Source organism: Pseudomonas sp. Emmai, from assembly GCF_055179735.1.
This window is the reverse complement of sequence record NZ_CM143685.1, coordinates 412,598-432,800: the sequence shown is the minus strand read 5'-3', so window position 1 is coordinate 432,800 and position 20,203 is coordinate 412,598. Positions and strand designations below refer to the sequence as shown.

The window sequence follows — 20,203 nt, the reverse complement described above, 5'->3', positions numbered from 1 at the left end:
GCTGCTCTCCCTTAAAAACCGCTTTCCCTGACACCCAGCGCCGCCATGCGCCGCCAGGCCGTACCCAGCAATGATTCACCGCTGCCCTGCAACACCACAATGCCGCGCAGGGGCTGCATCGGTGTCGACGCATTGTCGAGCAGGCTGAGCCGTGCGCCGTATTGCGCTTGTACCGGCTCCGCCCGTTGCGACTGATCACGGCGCACGGCAATCGGCCCGTGATGGTCGGACGTCAGCGCTTCCTGATCCACATAAGCAACGCCATTGGCATCGATGTCGGTCAGTTGCACGGCGACGGCCGGGTGCATCGGATCGTCGGCGATAAAGCGCCCGTGCGCGCCCGGCGTCACCCGCCAGAGATCAGCCTCGGCCAGATAACCGCGCAACCGCGCCCCGTCTTCGACCACCCGCGCCAACGCGTCTTTGGTGGCCAGCCAACGACCGGGCACCAGTTGAGGCAATAGATCGCGCACTGTGCCGGCGTGGGGCGCGCGAAGCAGCAGGCGCTCGCGCTGAGCGGCCAGCCCACGGTATTCGGCCACCGCTTCGGCGAGGCGTTGTTCAACGATAGTGGCGTCCGCTGCGGTTTCGCTGCGACCGGCCTGACGGCGCATCTGCAACTGCTGGATCTGAATTTCCTGGCGCACGATCGCCTGGCGCGAATCCAGGTCCGGCGATTCCAGCTCGACCAGCACATCGCCCTCGGCAACCACCTGACCGTCCTGCACATTCACGCGTTTGACCCGCGATGCCACCGGCGCATGCAAGGCACTGGCGCGTCCGGCCTCGAGCATCGTCGGCAACTCCACCGCGCTGCGCCATGGCAACACCAGCACCAGCAGCATCCCGAGCAACGCCAGGCCACTCAGCAATACGCGCGGCCCGTGGGCCTGTTCACGACGGGTCCACCACTGGCGCCATTCACTCATGATCGGCAGAAAAATGAACCACACCAGCTCCACCAGCATCAGGAAAATCCCCAATACCTTGAAGAACAAGTGGTAGACCGCCAGCGCGATCCCGAAAAACAACACCGCACGCCACAGCCATGAGCCATACCCCCAAATCAACAAACGCCGCTGCATCTTCGGCGACCACGGCTCCGGCGCCGCTTCGCCATAGCCGAACAGAAACTCGCGCAGACGCCAGCGGCACAGGGCAAAGGCCCGCCCCTGGAGGTTGTCCACTTCGAGAAAATCGCTGAGCAAAAAATAACCGTCAAAACGCATGAATGGATTGAGGTTGATCACCAGCGTGGTCATCCACGTGGCGCTGGCGAGCATGAACGCCGCCGTGCGCGCCGGGCCGTCCGGCAGCAGTGACCAAGCCAATAGCGCGATGCAGGCCAGCAGCAATTCCGCCAGCACGCCGCCGGCACCGATCAGCAGCCGGGCTCGACGGTCATTGACCCGCCAGGCATCGCTCACATCCGTATAAAACATCGGCAGCATCACCATGAACGCCACACCCATGCTCTGCACCCGACAACCGGCGCGCTTGGCCATGAACGCGTGGCCGAACTCGTGACAGAGCTTGGCGAAGAACAGCGCCACGCCGAAGGACAGCGCGCCGCCGAGGCTGAACAGGTGCGGGAACGTCGCGATAAAGCGCTGCCAGTCGCGGGACACCAGAAACACACCCAGCCCCAAAGTGGCCGGCAACCCGTAGCGCAATGCACGCGGGCCGTACCGCTCCAGCCACGGCCAGGCGCGATTGAGAAACGCGTCGGGGCGCCACAGCGGAATGCGGAAAAACAGGTACTGATGCAGCAGGATTTGCCACAGGCTGCGGCGCTGAGCGGCGGCTTTCAGGCTGTAGCTGGCACGTTGTTGCGGATCGAGTGCGGTGATCAAATCGTGGCTGCGCAAAAACCCCAGCAACTGCTCAAGCTCGGCACCGTCCAGCGGCAAACCCGGCTCACGGTTGGCGGCACGCAGCACTTGCTCGGGATCGCCAAGGGACCAATGCCGCAATAAGCGCATCGCCGCCGCGCCGAGTTTGAAATAGCGCCCGCGCACCGGATCCGCCAGGGTCCAGCGCGGCGAGCCGTCGAGGGCTGGGGCGGCGGCCGACAATTGCAGGTCGGCCCGCAAGCTCGGCAAGGTCATTTAGAGGCCCACGCTTTGCCGTAACCCGGCCAACGGCCGGCGCAACAGGTACAACGCGAGCGGCGCGCGGTCGCCGAAGATTTTCGCGGTGCCGCGCAAACCGATTCGGGGCGGGGCATTTTCGAAATTGGCATCCAGTCGGTAAGCCAGTTGCCCGCCCGCCGTGGGCTGCGCCTCGTAGGCTGAGCGTTCGAGTTTGGCCAAGTGACGCTGCAAGGGGTCGCTGTCGAGGAACAACGCGACCTGCGCCCCCGGCGCCAGGGCAATCGCATCGCCCACCGCCAGTTCGATGCGCAGTTCAGCCTGGTTCGGGTCGGCAATTTCCATCAACCGTTCGCCGGTCTGCACTGGTTTTCCGGTCCAGCGGTCGGCGTCGGCAAACACCGCGATGCCGTCGCGTTCGGCACGGACTTCGCTGCGTTTGAGCAGTTCGCGGGCGTAATCACGTTCAGCGCGTTTCTGCTCGACCCGCGCCGCCAACAGATCAATCTTCGAACTGGACTCTGTGTCGGCGAACGAGCGCTGGGAATTGGCCTTGAGCTCAGCTTCCGCCACACCCAGCGCACGATCGGCCACATCGGCCTGAGCCTTGAGGGTGGTGCTTTCGAAGCGCAGCAGCAGGTCGCCGGTTTTTACCGCTTGGTTGGGTTTGACCAGAAATTCGGCGATCACCCCGTCCAGCGGCGCCGCCACTACGCGCCCACCCAGCGGCACCACTTGCGCCGGCGCCAGCACCGATTGGCGCACCGGGATCAACAACCCCAGCAACAACACGGCGACCAAGGCGACCTGACGTTTTCGGGTCCAGCGCAGGCGCCAGGGTTTGCGCGGTTGCAGCGCCAGCCAGGCGTGGCTGTAGGTGTCGCCCAGTTGCGACAGCAGGATTTGTTCGGGTGGGTTCCACGCCACGTCGCGGGCCAGCCATAAACCGCCAAACACCTCGCCCTGATGATCCACCAACGGCAACCAAAACACCTGGGCGCTGGACAGACTTTTCCAATCGGCCTGAATCGGTTCGCTTAGCAGCGTGGGGGAAATCGCTCGCGCCTGTTTCAACAGCTCGAGCTTGAACAACTGCGCCACCGCCTGCTCGACAAACGCCACGAACGGCGCGTTCGGGTCCACGGTGCTGACACCGGTCACGGCTTGCACTTTGCCGGCAATCAACAGCGCCGCGTGGCGGAAACCGAACAACGCCTGGCCGTCATTGACCAGGCTGTAAGCCAGTTGCGCCGGGTTGCGAGCGGCTCGGGTCTGACGTTCAAGGTCGAGGAATCGGGCGAAGACCTGCTCGGCCCCGCCGGTCATCGGGGCGTTCACTTAAGCTCCGCGAATCGTGCCGTACCGCTCATACCCGCCATCAGGCCTGCAGCGTTCGGCAGCGTCGCTACCAACAGCAAGGTCTGGCTGCCCTCATCGATCCGCGCGCCCAGGCGCTTGACCGTGGCGTTCAGCGGTTGACCGGTTTCATCGGGGACAAAACTGAAGGTCTGGCCGGGCTTGAGCTTGCCCATCCAGCGCGACGGAATCAGCAAATGAATTTCCAGGGTGCGGTTATCGACCACATCCAGCAACGGCGCACCGGCCGCCACACTTTCATAACGCTGGACCTTGCGCTCGACCACCTGGCCATCGAACGGTGCGAGCACGCTGCAGCGTTTGACCTGCACCTGATACACCTGGGATTGCGCCTGGGTCTCGCTGACCTTGGCCTCGGCCCGCGCCACTTCGAAACGCCCGACCGAATTCAACGCCGCCAATTGTTTGTTGTGCGACAGCTCTTCACTGGCGCCACGGCTGGCGGCTTGCGCGGCATTGAGCTGGGCCTGAAAACCCGAGCAATCGAACTTGGCCAGGGTATCGCCCTTCTTGAACGACTCGCCCTCGCTGAACGGCAACTCGACAATCCGCCCCGGCAACTCGCTGGCCAGCACCGCCTGATCCCGCGCCCGCAACACACCCCGGGCCTCACTGCTGGCCTGGGCAGTGCCACCGGCCGCGCTGTTCTCCAGCAACGGATCGTCTGGCGCAGGGGTTTGCGCTTGTACTGCGCACGTTACAAAGGTCAATCCGATAACCCAACTTCCAAAACGCGGCATAACCGTGACTCCCTGACGGATGACCGGAGTCTACGACAGCGGGGGGTTGCGTCAAGCAAATAGCCAGCATTGGGTGGAAATGTGTTGTTTCAAAAAGGACAAAATTTTCAGAGTGCTTGTTTGCTCTCTCGCTTAATGAGGGCGGGTACAAAATCCCACACGAAATTGGGAACTCGCCTTCAGTCGAAACTGAAGCGGGGGATAGACGTTTCGCCCCTGCACACTATCCGCCTCTTCGCAGCTTGCCTGTTGCAACAATCGTTAACAGATGAAGCCATTTGTGACTTGACCCTCAACCTGGCAGCTGTCCAAAACTGGGTTGCCGGTGCTGGAAAGAATCCAGTCGAGTAGAGCCCTGATCCGTCAATGGTTGACGTGCATGACACACGCAATTTAGGATTTGCGCACTACTCAACCCCGTACGCAGAGATTCAGTTCTCTGGCAGTTGGGGTGAAAAAACCGGCTTCGGCCGGTTTTTTCGTTTCTGAGGGTTGGATTTGTGCGCACTGCGTTCTTCGTTGATGGCTACAACGTGTTCTACGGGTTGCTGGCTGATACCCCTTACAAATGGCTAAACCTGCCACAGTTGTTGGCCTATATCGCTCACATTGAAAACCCTCAAAGCTCTGTCGCCTCAATCGACTACTTCACTGCGTCGGTTAAACCGGAACTGGCTACGCGTGGCATCGCATCCAAGGAGGCTCAAGATACTTACGTCCGGGCTCTGAGGGCTCACAAAGTTGACGTTCACTATGGCCGCCACCAACTCCAACCGGCGCGCGCGCCCCGTTTCATCAACAAGAAAATCGGTGCTTCGCGGCAGGACACAACGCCTATCTGGAAGCTGGAAGAAAAGGAAACTGACGTCCATATCGCGATAAGCATGTACCGCACAGCGGCCAGACAAACCAAGGTCACCGCAGCTGAAAGCATCCAGCAACTCGTTCTGGTATCTGGGGATACAGACATGGCTCCCGCACTGAAAGCTATCCGAGAAGACTTTCCCCACATAACCATAGGTATCGTTCTTCCCTACAGGACAGGGCTCAAACGAATTCCGCCCGGTTCTTTGAAGGACCATTCGCACTGGATGCGACGTGCCATCTCCGCAGAAGAGCTCCAGTCACACCAGTTTCCAGACAAGGTCCCTACCCGCAAGACGCCAGCCATCAAACCGGATTATTGGTAGCGACTTTCGCCACCGGATAAACCGACTCCCACCCTCCCCCCAACGCCTTGTACAACCCCACCATCGCCAACGACACGCCCGTCGAACTCTCAACCCACTGCTGCTGAGTCGCCAACAACTCCCCTTGCACCGTCAGCACGTTGACGAAATCCACCACGCCTTCCACGTATTGCTGTTGCGCGGTACGTAACGCGATCTGGTTCTGGCGCACGGCTTCGGCGAGGCTGTCGCGGCGCAGTTGGCTGGCGTTGTAGGCGGTCAACTGGTCGTCGATTTCATGCCAGGCGCGCAGTACGGTTTGCTGGTAGGCGATGGCCGCTTCCTGTTGTTGGGCTTCGCGCAGGTTGAGCATGCCGCGCAGTCTGCCGCCGTCGAACAGCGGCAGGCTGAATTGCGGGCCGATGCCGAACAAGCGCGAGCCCCAGGAGCCGAAATCGCTCAGTTGCATGGCCTGGGAACCGATGTTGCCCGACAGGGTGATCCGCGGATAGAAATCACCCTTGGCCACACCGATGCTCGCTGTTGCGGCATGCAGGCGGGCTTCGGCCTGGCGGATGTCCGGGCGCCGTTCGGCCAGTTGCGACGGCAGGCCGATGGCGACCTGGCGCGGGGTCTGCGGCACGGGCGCGTCTGTGGATAACTCGGCGTGCAACGCTTGCGGTGGTTCGCCCATCAACAGGCTCAGAGCGTTGATCAGTTGTGACTGGCGCTGCTCCAGCGCGGGCAGGCGCGATTCGATGGCCGCCACTTGCGCGGCGGCTTCGGCGACGTCCAGGTCCGTGGCCACGCCGTCGGCCAGGCGCAGTTGCGAGAGCTTCAGGCTGTGCCGGGCGACGTCGAGGTTCTGCTCGGTGACGGCGCGGGTGTTCTGCACGCCGCGCAGCTGGATGTAGTCCTGGGCGGTTTCGGCCAATACCGACAGCAGCACCCCGCGTCGGTCGTTTTCGGCGACTTCGAGGGTGGCGTCGGCGGCTTCGGTTTCGCGGCGCACGCGGCCCCAGACATCCAGTTCCCAGGAGGCGGAAAAACCGGCGTCCCAGAGGTTGAAGGCTGAGTTGCCGTTTTTGCCTGAAGGATCGCTCAGGCCTTCGCCGCTGTTGCGTTCACGCCCGTAGCTGCCAGTGGCGGCGGTCGTGGGATAGCGGTCAGCGGTGATGACTTGGCGTGCGGCGCGGCTTTGCTGCAAGCGGCTGCTGGCGAGTTTCAGGTCGAGGTTATCGGTCAGGGCACGTTGGCTCAGGGCCGAGAGTTTCGGGTCATGGAACACTTCCCACCAGCGCTCGTCCATGGTTTGGGTGACCGCTTGGCTTTCGGCAGCCTTTTGCGGTTTTGACCATTCGGTGACCTGTTGTGGCTCGGGTTTGTGGAAGTCCGGGCCGACGGTGCAGGCGCTCAGGAAAAACAGGCTCAACACAAGAGCGACTGGCTGCATGCAACTTTTGTGGCGAGGGGGCTTGTCGGAATGCCGCACCACCCCGTTGGGCCGCGAAGCGGACCCAGAATCTGCGAGTGCTGCGCACTCGAACGGGGGCAAGCCCCCTCGCCACAGGGATGAGTGATTAGCGGAGTTCATCGCTTGGCCACCTCATGCATTGGCGTCGCCGTATCAATCCGCGCCTCCACCGACATCCCCACCCGCAACCGATCCGCCAATGGCTGGCCCGGATCGAGGACGATCTTCACCGGAATCCGCTGCACGACCTTGGTGAAGTTGCCGGTGGCGTTGTCCGGTTTGACCGAGGCAAACGTCACCCCGGTGGCCGGTGCAATGCTTTCGACGCGGCCGCTCAACATCTCGCCGCCGAGACTATCGACGCGCACCTGCACGTCCTGCCCCTGCTGCACATCCCGCAGCTGAGTCTCCTGGAAATTGGCCACCACAAACGCCTGGGCCAACGGCACCACGGCGAGAATCTTGCTGCCCGGCGTCACGTAGGCGCCGACCCGCACCGCGCGCTCACCGACCATGCCATCCTGCGGCGCGACGATGCGCGTGTAGGACAGCTCGTAACTGGCGATTTCCAGCGCCGCTTGCGAGCGTTTCAGTCCACCTTCGGCGGCATCACGCTGGGCGGTGAGAATGTCCACTTGCTTGCGCTCCGCCGCCAGCACCGCCGTGGCGTTGGCCAGCCGCGCGGTCGCCTGATCGATGCGGGTACGTGCCTGTTGCGCGTTCTGCACCGTACCGGCGCCGACGCCGGCGAGGTGGTCGTAGCGATTCAATTCATGCTCGGCGAAGGCCATTTCCGCCTTGGCCGCGACCACCGTGGCCTGGGCCTGGGCGATCACCGAGGTCTGGCGTTCAAGAGTCGCTCGAGCGTTTTGCAGTTGCGCCCGTGCGACCAGGGTTTCGGCGTCGGCAGCCTGGGCGGCGGCGCGCAGGTCGCGGTCATCAATCAAGGCCAACAACTGCCCGGCCTTGACCTGCTGGTTGTCCTCCACCAACACCTCTTTGATAAACCCGGCGACCCGTGGCACGACCAGGGTGAAGTCCGCCGAGACAAAGGCATCGTTGGTGCTCTGTTGCGTGCGTTTGCCGAACAGCCCCGGCGCGACCAGGTAAATCAGCACGCCGACCGCGATCGCGGCGGCCACGCCAACCGCCACTTTTTGCTTGGTAAAAGTCGTCATAAAAACCTTCTGTTTCAGTGAAGCGTTCAAGTCGGCGCCCGGGGCGGGAAGATCCGCGTCGGCAGCCAGAAAATCAGCAGGATCAGCGCGACCGCTACGCCCGCCATGCACAGATAAAGATCGGAGGCCGTGAGCACCACGGCCTGCTCGTGCAGTCGGTGGGCAAGGCCGGCGCTGTCGCTGTCGGCCAGGGGCGAGTTGCCGAGGTCGTCCACCAACATGGTCGAGTGGAAATGCAGGCGGGCGGTGGTCAGCGCGTCGATGACGCCGGTGGCGATCACCGCCGACAGGCCTTTGACGGTGTTGAACCAGGCCGAGGCGAACGGCCCTTCCATCGGCGTGATGCTGCCGGTTGCGAGCATCAACAGCGGCAACACCGCCATCGGTTGCCCGAAGATTTGCAGCAGTTGCAGAACGTAGAAATCATCACGAATCCACACCGAGGTCAGCTGCGAACCCCCGAGGCAGGACAGCGCCAACATGCTCAAGCCAAGCCCCAGCACCCAGCGGCAATCGACCCAGCGCAGGTTGCACAACGCCGCCACCAACGGCAGCGCGATCAACTGCGGCAGCGCCGCCAGCAGCATGATCGGCGCGGTCTGGATCGGCCGATAACCCTGGACTTGCGCCAGGTAACTGGACGGAATGATCACCACCGCCAGCAACACAACCAACACTCCAGCGAGTGTCATCAAGGCAAACGACAGGTTGCGAATGCCGAGCATCTGCAACTTGAAAAACGGGATCGGTTGCGACCATTCGTTGATCAGAAACAGCACCAACAACAGCAAACCGCCGCCGAGCAAAAAGCAGATCAGGCTCGATTCGAACCAGTCCAGCCGATTGCCCTGCAAGATGCCGATCACCAACATGCAAATCGCTGGGAAACCCAGCAGCAAACCGCGCCAGTTGAATTGCTTCAAGCGTTCCAGGCGCAGCGGGTCCTGGGGCAAACCATAAGCCACGGCCGCCATGGCGATCAGACACGGCACGATGATTTGCCAGAAGGTCCATTGCCAGCCGACGTACTCGGTCCACAACCCGGCCAGCGGCGTGCCGAGGCCGGGGCCGAAGGTCGCGGTCAGGGCATACCCGGCCAGGCCGTAGAGCTTGACGTTGGCCGGCAGGAAACGCAGGGCGACGGTCATCAGCATCGGCGGCAACGCCCCGCCGGCCAGACCTTGCAAGATGCGCATGAGCAACAGGCTTTCGTAGCTCGGAGCGAATGGGCACAGCACGCCCAGCAGCGTGAAAGCGCCGATGGCGTAGAGGGTGAAACGCCTCAAGGAAAACGTCACCGAGCACCACGGCGCGAACGCCATCGCCGCCACCGACGTCGCGGTGTAACTGGCGACCAGCCAGGTGCCTTCGTCGTAACCGATGGCCAACGCGCCGCGAATGTCGGCGAGGGCGACTTTGGTCACCATCTCGTTCAGGCCGGACACCAGCACCGCCAGCAACACGCCCACCAGACCGATGATGATCCGCAGGCCGAAAACCGGCGGGGTGACGGCGGCAGGGCTGGCCACGGCGAGAGGGGCCGGGGCCGTGAGGGAAGTCATGGACTGCGAGCTCCGGGGTGTGAATACCGGGGCATTTTAGGGAGGATGAGGCGTTACGAAAATTGACTTGTTGGCAGGTTATAAGTGCGTCAGACGCAGCAATTGCGGGATCAGGCTTTTGTGGCGAGGGGACTTGCCCCCGTTGGACTGCGCAGCAGTCCCTGTGCTTTGGTTTTGGGGCCGCTTCGCGACCCAACGGGGGCAAGCCCCCTCGCCACACAAGCCCGCGCCTACAAGGGGGCCGTGATCAACTTGAGATGGGCTGCGCGGCCAACCACGTCTCATCGCAACACGCCTTCAGCGTTTCACGCATCCAGCGATGGGCCGGATCCTTGTCGTAGCGTGGGTGCCAGGCCTGGGTCAGCATCAGCGTCGGCAGTGGAATCGGCAGCGTGAACGAGCGCAGTTTCAGGCCCAGACGCCGTACGCTCAGCAGTGCTTCCTGGGGCACCGGCAGCAGCAGGTCGGAATCGGGCAGGGCAAACATCGCGGCATGAAAGCTCGGCGCAATCACTGCCACACGACGCTCCAGCCCCAACGCCTCAAGTGCCGTGTCGATTGGCCCACGGGCAATCCCGCGCCGGGACATGCTGATATGCGAAAACCCGGCGTAGCGCTCGGCGGTGATCTCCTGACCGAACAACGGATGATCTTCCCGCGCCAGACCAACGAAATGCGTTGAAAACAGGTTCTGGATCTTCACTTCCGGCATCGACGGGCGATTGTTGCTGACGCTCAGGTCGATTCGCCCTTCGCGCAGCGCCTCATCGTCGCCATCGCCTTCAGGGACGAACCGCAGCTCGCAATGCGGGGCCTGGCGCTCCATGGTGTCGAACAACTTGCCGCCGTAAACGCCGACGAAAAAGTCATTGGCGCGGATGCTGAAGCGCCGGCGCAGGGTGCCCAGTTCCACCACATCGGCGGAGCGGAACAACAGCGCGGCTTGCTCCACGACATCGCGCACTTGTTCACGGAGTGCCAATGCCTTGGGGGTTGGCACCAGGCCACGTCCGGCGCGCACGAGGATCGGGTCGCCGATGGCTTCGCGGATGCGGGTCAGCGTTCGGCTCATGGCGGCCGGGCTGAGGTTCATCCGCCGCGCGGCGCCCACCACACTGCCCTCGTCGAGCAAAGCGTCGAGGGCGACCAACAGGTTCATGTCCGGGAGTTGCATGCTGAGCACTCATCGCTGATCAGGATTGATTCAGGCGCAATGCTAGCAGCGAATCCGTACTGTAGGAGCAAAGCTTGCTCGCGATGGAAGCGTCGCGGTGTATCAGGTGGACCGCGTTATCGTTTATCGCGAGCAAGCTTTGCTCCTACGGCGGGGTGGGTGTTTTAGCGTTGCATCCCCCAACGCTTCACCGTCACCCGCTCCAACGTATCGAACACCAGGTTCTCCACCAGCAACCCAATCAGAATCACCACGGCCAACCCGGCAAACACCTTGTCGGTGTACAGCTCATTGCGATTCTGGAAGATGTACCACCCCAACCCGCCCTTGCCACTGGTGGCACCAAACACCAACTCCGCCGCGATCAACGTGCGCCAGGCGAAGGCCCAGCCGATTTTCAGCCCCGCCAGAATCGACGGCAACGCCGCCGGGATCAGGATGAACAGCACGAAACGCATACCCTTCAAGCCATAGTTACGCCCGGCCATGCGCAGGGTTTCCGAGACGCCGAGAAAACCGGCATAGGTATTGAGGGCCAAAGCCCACAGCACCGAATGCACCAGCACAAAAATCAGGCTGTTCTGCCCCAGGCCAAACCACAGCAACGCCAGTGGCAACAACGCAATCGCCGGCAGCGGGTTGAACATCGAGGTCAGCGTACTCAGCAGATCACGACCGAACTGCGTGGAGACCGCCAGGGTGGTCAAGGCAAACGCCAGGACGATGCCGATCAGGTAACCCTTGAGCAAAACCACCAGCGAAATCCACACTTTGCCCAGCAATTCGCCGCTGAGCAGGCCGTCATACAGCGCGCTGCTGGTTTGCAGGAAGCTTGGCAGCAGCAGGTCGTTGTTCTGGATACGGGCCACCACTTCCCACAACACGGCGAGCAAGATCAGAATCAGGCTTTTGCGAACCCAGCCCTGTTGCCATATACGCTGGCCGAGGGGCAATTCTCGCTCCAGCGGTACGCTCGTCAGAGGCTCTAATACGGTTTCGAATTCTTGACGCGCGGATGAAAACTGGCTCATCGGGCACTCCTCTCAATGGCTCAATAAGCGATGCGGATGTCAGAAAAATCCAGCTCGCGCTCGGTTTCCGGCGATTGACCTTCATCGAACAACAACCGGTGAATGCGCCGCGCCGATTCCTGAAACGCCACGCCACCCAGGCTGTGCAAGTCGTATTGATGGCTGTGGACTTCCGCCCGCACCCGCCCCGGATGCGGCGACAGCAGCAGGATGCGATTACCCACCACCAGCGCTTCTTCGATGGAGTGGGTGACGAACAGCAGGGTGAAGCGCACTTCTTCCCAAAGCAGCAGCAATTCTTCCTGCATCTTGCGTCGGGTCAGCGCGTCCAGGGCGGCGAAGGGTTCGTCCATCAGCAGGATTTTTGGCTGCATGGCCAATGCCCGGGCGATGGCCACCCGCGCCTTCATGCCGCCGGACAAGGTGTGCGGATAAGCATCGGCAAACGCCGCCAACCCGACCTTGTCCAAATAGTGCAGCGCCCGCTCCTCGGCTTCCTTGCGCTTGAGGGTTTTCGAGGCCAGCAGCGGAAACATCACGTTCTGCTTCACCGTTTTCCACGGCGGCAGTTGATCGAATTCCTGAAACACCACGATTCGGTCCGGCCCTGGCGCGTGGACGGTTTGCCCCAACAGACGAATCTCGCCCTCGCAAGGCTGGATGAACCCGGCCACCGCTTTGAGCAATGTCGATTTACCGCACCCGGACGGGCCGAGCAGCACAAAACGGTCCGCAGGATCGATCTCGAAACTGACCTGATGAGTGGCCCGGACAACGCGCTGCGGCGTGCGGTATTCCAGGCTGACGTGATCGACCGACAGCAGCGCCTGGGCTGCCGTGATCGGGTTGCTGGCCGTGTGGCCTTGCAAAGGAGCGTTCATCTCGATCAGCTCCCTTGCAGCGGTTTGGCGTCCTGGAAGAAGTAATCCTTCCACGAATCCGGTTTGTTTTTGATGGCACCGACGCGGTAGAGGAATTCGGCCAGGGGGTAGGTGTTTTTCGGCGTGACGCTGAATTCGAACTGCGGGTTGTCGATGATTTTCAGCAGCGCCGCACGGTCGATTTTGGCTTTGGTCACGCGGAGGTAAGTGTCCGCTGCTGCGCCTTTATCGTTCTGCGCGAATTGCGCCGCTTCGGTCAGGGCTTCGACGAAGGCCTTGTAGGTTTTCGGGTTCTCGTCGCGGAATTTTTCGGTGGCGAACAGCACGGTCGGCGAGTTCGGGCCGAGCAGGTCGTAGGTGTTGAGCACCACATGCACGTTGGGGTTTTCCAGCGCCTGATCCTGGAACGGCGGGTTGGAGAAATGCCCGGTCAGCTCAGTGCCGCCCGCGATCAGCGCCGCCGTAGCGTCCGGGTGCGGAATGGCGATGGTGTATTTGTCGAGACGATTGAATTCCTTGTCGCCCCACTGCTTGGCGGCCGCGTATTGCAGGAAGCGCGACTGCACCGACACCCCGACCGCCGGCACCGCAATGCGGTCCTTTTCGGTGAAGTCAGCGATGGTTTTAACCTTGGGATTGTTGCTCACCAGGTAATACGGGAAGTTCCCCAACGAAGCGACGGCTTTGACGTTCTGCTTGCCGTGGGTGCGGTCCCAGATGGTCAGCAGCGGACCGACGCCGGCCCCGGCTATGTCGATGGAGCCGGAGAGCAACGCATCGTTGACCGCCGCCCCGCCCGAGAGCTGGGTCCAGTCGACCTTGATGTCGATGCCTTCCTGCTTGCCGTATTTCTCGATCAGGTTTTGATCGCGGACCACGTTGAGCAGCAGGTAAACAATACCGAACTGCTCGGCGATGCGGATTTCACCTTCAGCCTGAGCCACGGTCGGCGCCAACAGGCTGCTGGCGATCAGGCTGAAACCCAGGCCGATGGCCGCAGCCAGCGGTGCCAATGAAAGACGTTTGGACATGGTGGTTCTCCGACAAATCAGAAAGGCGCGTCGCCCTGGATGGTGGTGCGATACAACTTGCGGCGCAGGTAGCCGGGGCAGCCGGCGGCAAGGTGGATCAGCGAACGGTTGTCCCAGAACACCAGGTCGTGGGGCTGCCACTGATGGCGGTAGATGTTTTGCGGCAACACGCTGTGGGCGTAGAGCTCGGCGAGCAGCTGTTTGCTCTCATCTGTAGGCAGGCCAACGATGCGCGTGGTGAAGCCTTCGCTGACGAACAGCGCCTTGCGCCCGTTTTCCGGGTGGGTGCGGACAATCGGGTGCACGACTTCGGCGACCTGGGCGAGTTGCTCAGGCGTCAGGGTCGGGCGCCAATTGCCTTCGAATTTGGTTTCGCTGTAACGCGCCGTGTAGGAGTGCGCGGCGGAGCGGCCTTCGACGGCTTTTCGCAGCGCGTCGGGCAAGCCGTCCCAGGCTTTGTGCATGTCGGCGAACAGGGTGTCGCCGCCTTCGGATGGCAGTTCCTGGGCGTGCAGCATCGAGCCCAGACTCGGCAGTTCTTTATAGGAAAGGTCGGAATGCCAGAACTTGCCGGCATCACCGAGGCCGACGGAGACGCCGTTTTCGATGATGTTGGACACGATGAGGATTTCCGGGTGCCCGGCCAGCAGGAACTGCTTGAGCACATGGATCTGCAACACGCCGAAGCGGCGGCTGAAGTCGATTTGCTGTTCGGGGGTAATGCGCTGGTCGCGGAACACAACGACGTGATGATCCAGGTGCGCGCGGTGGATGCGGGCGAAGTCCTGGTCATTGATCGGGCGGGACAGGTCCAGGCCGATGATTTCGGCACCGACGGCGCCACTGAACGGGCGGATGTCGAAGGTTTGCGGCGCGATGCTTTGAGATGCAGAGACGGCTGACATTTAAATCACTCCCACGCACGGCACGCTCAAGGGCGCGCGCGTCGATCAGAAACTCACGGAGGTCCCGTGTTGGTTCGTGTCGTGCGGCGCGCCGATTGGTCGGCAGGTACGCAGGAGAGTGACTTTATAGTCATAAGAATTGAAATTTAAATACCGTTAATGAATAACGATATGCCACCGATTGTTCCCACGCCCCGGTGTGGGAACACACCCCGTGACGCTCTGCGTCACGGTGGACGCGGAGCGTCCAGGGCGGCATTCCCACGCAGAGCGTGGGAACGATCAGTAAGTGGTGTTTTTGAGGACGCCTTCGCGGGCAAGCCTCGCTCCTACAGGTCCGCGTCGCACACAAATGATGTGAACGACACAAACCTTGTAGGAGCGAGGCTTGCCCGCGAAGAGGCCATCAGCCCCTGCGAAGATCTACCGCTCGTGCAACGCCTCAGCTCGCGCCCGAATGATCGGCTTGAGCAGATAGCTGAGCACCGTCTTCTTGCCGGTGATGATGTCCACCGACGCCACCATCCCCGGAATGATCAGCAACGGCTTTTCATCGGTCCCGAGGTGACTGCGATCGGTGCGCAGCTTGATGATGTAGTAGGTGGTTTTCTTGTCTTCATCGGTAATGGTGTCAGCACCGATCTGCTCCAGCTTGGCTTTGAGCCCACCGTAGATGGTGTAGTCGTACGCGGTGAATTTCACCGTCGCCTCTTGCCCCGGGTGCAGGAAGGCGATGTCTTGCGGTCGGACTTTGGCTTCCACCAACAAGGTGTCGTCCAGCGGCACGATTTCCACCAGGTCGACGCCCGGCTGGATCACGCCGCCAATGGTGTTCACCAGCAATTTGTTGACGATCCCGCGCACTGGCGATGTCACCAGGGTGCGGCTCACGCGATCTTCCAGGGCCTTGCCGGTGGCTTGGGCCTTGTTCAGGTCGGTGCGGGCTTCGTTGAGTTGGGTCAGGGCTTCGCTGCGGAACTTGCCGCGGGTTTCGTCGATCTTGCGCTGCACTTCCTTGATCGCCGATTCGGCGCGGGGAATGGCCAGGGTCGTCGCGTCCAGTTGCCCGCGGGTTTCCACTTCAGCACGTTTGAGCCGCAGCACTTCCACCGGCGATACCGCGCCCTGGGCCACCAGCGGCTCGGACATGTTGATTTCCTGGCGTTGTAACGCCAGGCCATTGCGGTACTGCGACTGCTTGGAGGAGAACTCGCGCAGCTCTTGCTGACGCTGGATCAACTGTTCCTGCAAGCCGCCGATTTCATCGTGCAACTGCTGACGACGGCTGGTGTACAGCGACTCTTCGCTGGCCGCCTGGCCGGGCACGGCTTTGAGCACGTCAGCCGGGAAATTCAGCGGACGGTCATCGACCTCGGCGCTCAGGCGCTCGACCCGCAGCAGCATCGACAGGCGATCCGCCTCGGTTTCGCCAACGTTGGAGGCGAATCGCGTGTCATCCAGGCGAATCAGCGGCGCGCCAGCCTCGACGATCTGCCCTTCCTTGACGAACAGTTCGGAGACGATCCCGCCCTCAAGGTTCTGGATTTTCTGGATCTTCGACGACGGAATCGCCTTCCCTTCGCCCTTGGTCACTTCGTCGATCACGGCGAAGTTGGCCCACAGCATCAGGAACACGAAGAAGCCGATGATCGCCCAGATGGTCAACCGCACCACACGCGGCGCATCTTCGATCAGTGCCTTGTTCACTTCCGGCAACGGCTGGCCTTGCAGCGAGGCAGAGCCTTTGAAGTAGCGGCGGATAGAGTCCTTGAAACCCGACTTAAGCAACACTGATCTGCCCCTTCTTCAACGCTTCCATCACAACGGCTTTCGGCCCATCGGCGAGAATCTGCCCACGGTCGATCACCAACAGGCGATCCACCAGCGACAGCAGCGACGCCCGGTGCGTCACCAGCACCACGGTTTTGTTTTCAACCACCGCGGCGAGGCGTTGCTTGAGGCGTTCTTCGCCGGTGTTGTCCATGGCACTGGTCGGTTCGTCGAGCAGCAGGATCGGCGGGTTGAGCAGAAGCGCACGCGCCAGGGCCACGTTCTGCCGTTGGCCGCCGGACAGATTCTGTCCGCGCTCGCCCACTTGCAGTTCATAACCCTGCGGGTGCAGACGGGCGAATTCGTGGACGCCGGCCAATTCGGCGGCTTGCAGCACCAGTTCGTCTTCTACATAGCGCGCGCCCGAGACCAAATTGTCCCGCAGCGTACCGGCGAGCAATTGAATGTCCTGAGGCACGTAGCCGATGTTGTGGCGCAGTTCGCTGACGTCGATCTGGCGGATATCCACACCGTCCACCAGCAAGGCACCGTCGTCCGGCTGATAGAGACCCACCAGCAACTTGGCCAGGGAGCTTTTGCCCGAGCCGCTGCGACCGATGATGCCGATTTTTTCGCCGGGCTTGATGATCAGGTTGATGTTCTTCAGCGCCGGGTTTTGCTGGTTCGGGTAGGTGAAGTTCAGCTGACGGCATTCGATGGCGCCTTGCAGGACCTTGCGGCTCAGCGGGCGCTCTTCGAAGTTGCGCTCTTGGGGCAACTCCATCATCTGGTCCACCGACACCATGGTCACCCGCGCTTGCTGGTAACGGGTCAGCAGGCCGGAAAGCGAGGCCAGCGGGCTCAGCGCACGACCGCTGAGCATGTAGCAGGCGATAAGGCCGCCCATGCTCAAGTTGCCGGCAATGATCTGGTACACGCCGAAGACAATCATGATCACCCCGGCCAGTTGCTGGATCAGCAGGGTGATGTTCATCGCCAGACCGGAGAGCATTTTCACTCGCAGCTCGAGGCGGCTGAGGGTGCCGATGGTCTGTTCCCACTGGTACTGGCGTTCGCTTTCGGCGTTGTTGACCTTCACGGCATCGAGGCCGGCGAGGGTTTCGATCAGGCTCGACTGACGCTCGGCGGCCAGAGCCATGGTGCGTTCCATGGTCGCTACCAGTGGCTTCTGCAAGGCGTAGCCGATCAGCAGCGCTATCGGGAACGCGAGCACCGGAATCCAAACCAGATGGCCGCCGAGAATGGCGATGACCATGAAGATCAGCAGGGTAAACGGCAGGTCGATCAGGCTGGTCAGGGTCAGCGAGGCGAGGAAGTCGCGCAGGCTCTGAAACTCATGGATGTTCTGGGCGAAGCTGCCGACCCGGGCCGGGCGGTACTTCATGGCCATGCCGACGATGCGCTCGAACAGCGTGGCCGAGATGATCAGGTCGGTTTTCTTGCCGGCCAGGTCCAGGCACAGGCTGCGCAGGCTCTTGAGGATCAGGTCGAACAGGTAGGCGCCGGTGATGCCGATCGCCAGCACCCACAGGGTCGATTCGGCCTGGTTCGGCACCACGCGGTCGTATACGTTCATCACGAACAGCGGCGCGGCCATGGCGATGATGTTGATCAGGAAACTGGCGGCGATGGCGTCGGCGTACAGCCAGCGCGAACGCTTGAGGGTGTCGCGGAACCACGAACGCGCGCGGGGAATCAGCGTGCCGTGGTTAACGTCAAATTTATGTTGCGGTTGGGCGAAGAAGACTTTGCCGATGTAGTCGTCTGCCAGCAGTTCACGGTTGACGACACTTTCGCCGCCATCGGTTTCACTGAGCAGCACGCGAGCCTGGTCTTCACCTTGCCAGCCCAGCAGCACCGCACTGCGGCCGTCCTTGAGCAGCAATAGCGCCGGCATCGCAATCGTCGGAATATCTTCCAGCTTGCGCTGCAGCACCCGCCCTTGCAGCCCGGCGCGAGCCGCGGCGCGGGGCAGCAACTCGATGCTCAGGCGTTGCTTGGGCAGCGGCAGGCCAGTGGTGAGCATCGCCGCGCTGGCGGGTTTCTGGTGCAGCGTGCACAGGGCCAGCAGACCATCCAGTAACGGATCGTCATGCAGCGCGCGTGGATCATGAATGAGTTGAACTCGACTGACTTCTGATTCCACGCTCGGCACTCTTGGCTAACAATTGAACGATAAAGGTCCTGCTCAATTCATACCGGGCAATTGAACCTTTGGCTTCACGTCGTTCTGCACAACGGATGCCAACGGTGCGACCACTCCCTGGCTCTTGAGCAACTCGCCCATGGTCGCCTTGATTCGGTACTGAGTAAATAACTGAGTGTTTTTAATGTCCGCCAGGCGGCGCGAAGCGGTGAACAACTCGTTTTCACTGTCGAGCAAGTCGAGCAAGGTGCGCTGACCCAGGCTGAACTGCTTCTGATAAGCCGTGCGTACCGCGGTGCTGTGATCGACATATTGCTGGGCGATCGGCACCTGGGCGTTGGCGTTGTTCAGGGCGTTCCAGGCCAGGCCCAGTTCTTCGTTCAACACGCGCAAGGCGTTGTTGCGGATGTCCAGCGCCTGGTTCGACAGGTACGACTTGGATTCCAGGTCCGCCTTGTTGCTGCCACCGGCGAACAGGTTGAAGCGCATGCGCAGCATGGCTTGCCACTCGTTGCTGTGGCCATTCTGGCCGTCGACATCGTTGTCGGCAGAGCGGCCCAGTTCGGCATCAAAACGCGGGTAGAACGACGACTTGGCCGCTTCGTACTGTTTTTCCGCCGCAGAAATGTCGGACTCGGCGGAGCGCAGGATCGGGCTGTTTTCCAGCATCTGCGAGCGGGCTTCGTTCAGGTTGGCCGGCAGCAGGGCGAGGAATGGCGCAGGACGCTCAAGCTGATCGGGCATCTGGCCGACAGCGCTGAGGAAGTTGGTCTCGGCGTCGGCCAGGTTGGTCTGTTCGGTGATCAGGTTGTTGCGGGCCTGGGCCATACGGGCTTCGGCCTGGTCCATGTCAGCGCCGCTGCCGACACCCCGGGAGGTGCGCAATTTGATCTGGTCGAAGATGCGCTCGTGGCTCTTGAGGTTGTCTTCGGCCAGGCGCACGAATTCGCGGCGGGTCAGCACGTCGAGGTAAACCTGGGCCACGGTCAGCGCGGTGCGCTCGGAAGTGCCCAGCAGGGAATAGGCGCGGGAGTTAACGGTGGCTTGTTGACGCCCCACTTCGCTGGACGTCGCAAAACCGTCAAAAACCATCTGCGACAGACGCAAACTTGACTCGCTGCGGTTCAGGGTTTCCCAGTGATTGCTGCCGGTGTCGGCGCGGGTGGTGACGTTATCCGTGCCTTCGCGCCCGTAACCGCCCAGCAGATCGACCCGTGGCAGGTATCCACCTTTGGCGGCCTTTAACTGATAATCCGCGGCCAATCGGCTATTAACCGCTGCCTGGATCTCCGGATGGACGTCCAGCGCTTGTTGCATGGCTTCTGGAAGGCTTTGTGCTTGGACGAAACTGGCGGCAAGGGCGAAGGGTAAGGCTTTGAACAAGTACGAACGCATGAAGAAAATTTCCCAGAACTTCTTGTCTTGAATCACAGCAAAGAGTGGCGCTGCGTCGGATGATGGTGACCGGAATGACCGTATGTCGGAAAGTTCAAAACAGGAACTGGATCACACGCTGTAGGACAGGTCGCCGCTTAAATATCAATGTGACATTACTGGGGCGATTGTTTAGGATGGCACCCATAAGGTCAATAGTTTGGCATAAAGTAAATAGCGAAAAAATATAGCCAAATTGTTGACGGATTACAGCGTCAAG

The 20,203-nt window shown here is 61.6% G+C and carries 15 protein-coding genes; 1 reads left to right on the top strand and 14 read right to left on the bottom strand.

What is annotated here, in order from left to right; all coding sequences use genetic code 11:
* Nucleotides 1–11: 11 nt before the first annotated feature.
* From ACY4LX_RS01900 to ACY4LX_RS01890, 3 genes are read right to left on the bottom strand one after another with little or no spacing between them, the layout of a single operon-like run.
* Nucleotides 12–2,108 carry a biotin/lipoyl-binding protein gene (locus ACY4LX_RS01900; RefSeq protein WP_463259021.1) on the bottom strand — a complete coding sequence of 699 codons (2,097 nt, stop codon included), beginning with the start codon at nucleotides 2,106–2,108 and terminating at the stop codon, nucleotides 12–14.
* Nucleotides 2,109–3,428, bottom strand: a complete 1,320-nt coding sequence (locus tag ACY4LX_RS01895; protein ID WP_149661528.1) for an efflux RND transporter periplasmic adaptor subunit — start codon at nucleotides 3,426–3,428, stop codon at nucleotides 2,109–2,111. It lies immediately after the preceding gene.
* Nucleotides 3,425–4,207, bottom strand: a complete 783-nt coding sequence (locus ACY4LX_RS01890) for an efflux RND transporter periplasmic adaptor subunit (RefSeq protein WP_149661527.1) — start codon at nucleotides 4,205–4,207, stop codon at nucleotides 3,425–3,427. Before ACY4LX_RS01890 ends, ACY4LX_RS01895 begins: the two co-directional genes overlap by 4 nt.
* Before the next feature lie 500 nt (nucleotides 4,208–4,707).
* Here ACY4LX_RS01890 and ACY4LX_RS01885 point away from each other — a divergent pair, with 500 nt between their 5' ends.
* Nucleotides 4,708–5,397 carry an NYN domain-containing protein gene (locus ACY4LX_RS01885; protein ID WP_463259020.1) on the top strand — a complete coding sequence of 230 codons (690 nt, stop codon included), beginning with the start codon at nucleotides 4,708–4,710 and terminating at the stop codon, nucleotides 5,395–5,397.
* On the opposite strand, the gene ACY4LX_RS01880 is transcribed toward ACY4LX_RS01885, so the two are convergent.
* From ACY4LX_RS01880 to ACY4LX_RS01830, 11 genes are all read right to left on the bottom strand, one after another.
* Nucleotides 5,378–6,970: an efflux transporter outer membrane subunit gene (locus ACY4LX_RS01880; protein WP_463259019.1), complete on the bottom strand. Its 1,593-nt coding sequence runs from the start codon at nucleotides 6,968–6,970 to the stop codon at nucleotides 5,378–5,380. The genes ACY4LX_RS01885 and ACY4LX_RS01880 overlap by 20 nt on opposite strands.
* Nucleotides 6,967–8,028, bottom strand: a complete 1,062-nt coding sequence (locus tag ACY4LX_RS01875) for an HlyD family secretion protein (protein WP_149661525.1) — start codon at nucleotides 8,026–8,028, stop codon at nucleotides 6,967–6,969. The genes ACY4LX_RS01880 and ACY4LX_RS01875 overlap by 4 nt, the downstream gene beginning before the upstream one ends.
* 26 nt (nucleotides 8,029–8,054) lie before the next feature.
* On the bottom strand, nucleotides 8,055–9,590 hold the full coding sequence (locus ACY4LX_RS01870) for an MFS transporter (protein ID WP_463259018.1): 1,536 nt from the start codon (nucleotides 9,588–9,590) through the stop codon (nucleotides 8,055–8,057).
* A gap of 247 nt (nucleotides 9,591–9,837) precedes the next feature.
* Nucleotides 9,838–10,764 (bottom strand): LysR family transcriptional regulator, encoded by a 927-nt coding sequence (locus ACY4LX_RS01865; protein WP_463259017.1) that lies wholly within the window; start codon nucleotides 10,762–10,764, stop codon nucleotides 9,838–9,840.
* A 164-nt stretch (nucleotides 10,765–10,928) separates the two neighbouring features.
* The gene (locus ACY4LX_RS01860) at nucleotides 10,929–11,795 is read right to left on the bottom strand and encodes an ABC transporter permease (RefSeq protein ID WP_463259016.1); all 867 of its coding nucleotides are present in this window, start codon (nucleotides 11,793–11,795) and stop codon (nucleotides 10,929–10,931) included.
* A 20-nt stretch (nucleotides 11,796–11,815) separates the two neighbouring features.
* Nucleotides 11,816–12,676 carry an ABC transporter ATP-binding protein gene (locus tag ACY4LX_RS01855; protein WP_463259015.1) on the bottom strand — a complete coding sequence of 287 codons (861 nt, stop codon included), beginning with the start codon at nucleotides 12,674–12,676 and terminating at the stop codon, nucleotides 11,816–11,818.
* 5 nt (nucleotides 12,677–12,681) lie between these two features.
* Entirely contained in the window at nucleotides 12,682–13,707 is a 1,026-nt protein-coding gene (locus tag ACY4LX_RS01850) for an ABC transporter substrate-binding protein (RefSeq protein ID WP_463259014.1), read from the bottom strand.
* A gap of 17 nt (nucleotides 13,708–13,724) precedes the next feature.
* Nucleotides 13,725–14,612 carry a TauD/TfdA dioxygenase family protein gene (locus ACY4LX_RS01845; RefSeq protein WP_463259013.1) on the bottom strand — a complete coding sequence of 296 codons (888 nt, stop codon included), beginning with the start codon at nucleotides 14,610–14,612 and terminating at the stop codon, nucleotides 13,725–13,727.
* Nucleotides 14,613–15,035: 423 nt separating this feature from the next.
* Complete coding sequence (locus tag ACY4LX_RS01840) at nucleotides 15,036–16,403, bottom strand: HlyD family type I secretion periplasmic adaptor subunit (protein ID WP_463259012.1); 1,368 nt, start codon at nucleotides 16,401–16,403, stop codon at nucleotides 15,036–15,038.
* Complete coding sequence (locus ACY4LX_RS01835; RefSeq protein WP_463259011.1) at nucleotides 16,393–18,549, bottom strand: type I secretion system permease/ATPase; 2,157 nt, start codon at nucleotides 18,547–18,549, stop codon at nucleotides 16,393–16,395. The genes ACY4LX_RS01840 and ACY4LX_RS01835 overlap by 11 nt, the downstream gene beginning before the upstream one ends.
* Before the next feature lie 42 nt (nucleotides 18,550–18,591).
* Nucleotides 18,592–19,944 (bottom strand): TolC family outer membrane protein, encoded by a 1,353-nt coding sequence (locus ACY4LX_RS01830; protein ID WP_169372230.1) that lies wholly within the window; start codon nucleotides 19,942–19,944, stop codon nucleotides 18,592–18,594.
* Between the last annotated feature and the right edge of the window lie 259 nt (nucleotides 19,945–20,203).

What these genes read in the sequence shown, in the direction of transcription:
- ACY4LX_RS01875 (WP_149661525.1), bottom strand. Translation starts at nt 8,028, where the DNA reads ATGACGACTTTTACCAAGCAAAAAGTGGCGGTTGGCGTGGCCGCCGCG.
- ACY4LX_RS01855 (WP_463259015.1), bottom strand. Translation starts at nt 12,676, where the DNA reads ATGAACGCTCCTTTGCAAGGCCACACGGCCAGCAACCCGATCACGGCA.
- ACY4LX_RS01850 (WP_463259014.1), bottom strand. Translation starts at nt 13,707, where the DNA reads ATGTCCAAACGTCTTTCATTGGCACCGCTGGCTGCGGCCATCGGCCTG.
- ACY4LX_RS01880 (WP_463259019.1), bottom strand. Translation starts at nt 6,970, where the DNA reads ATGAACTCCGCTAATCACTCATCCCTGTGGCGAGGGGGCTTGCCCCCG.
- ACY4LX_RS01865 (WP_463259017.1), bottom strand. Translation starts at nt 10,764, where the DNA reads ATGCAACTCCCGGACATGAACCTGTTGGTCGCCCTCGACGCTTTGCTC.
- ACY4LX_RS01845 (WP_463259013.1), bottom strand. Translation starts at nt 14,612, where the DNA reads ATGTCAGCCGTCTCTGCATCTCAAAGCATCGCGCCGCAAACCTTCGAC.
- ACY4LX_RS01860 (WP_463259016.1), bottom strand. Translation starts at nt 11,795, where the DNA reads ATGAGCCAGTTTTCATCCGCGCGTCAAGAATTCGAAACCGTATTAGAG.
- ACY4LX_RS01870 (WP_463259018.1), bottom strand. Translation starts at nt 9,590, where the DNA reads ATGACTTCCCTCACGGCCCCGGCCCCTCTCGCCGTGGCCAGCCCTGCC.
- ACY4LX_RS01900 (WP_463259021.1), bottom strand. Translation starts at nt 2,108, where the DNA reads ATGACCTTGCCGAGCTTGCGGGCCGACCTGCAATTGTCGGCCGCCGCC.
- ACY4LX_RS01830 (WP_169372230.1), bottom strand. Translation starts at nt 19,944, where the DNA reads ATGCGTTCGTACTTGTTCAAAGCCTTACCCTTCGCCCTTGCCGCCAGT.
- ACY4LX_RS01890 (WP_149661527.1), bottom strand. Translation starts at nt 4,207, where the DNA reads ATGCCGCGTTTTGGAAGTTGGGTTATCGGATTGACCTTTGTAACGTGC.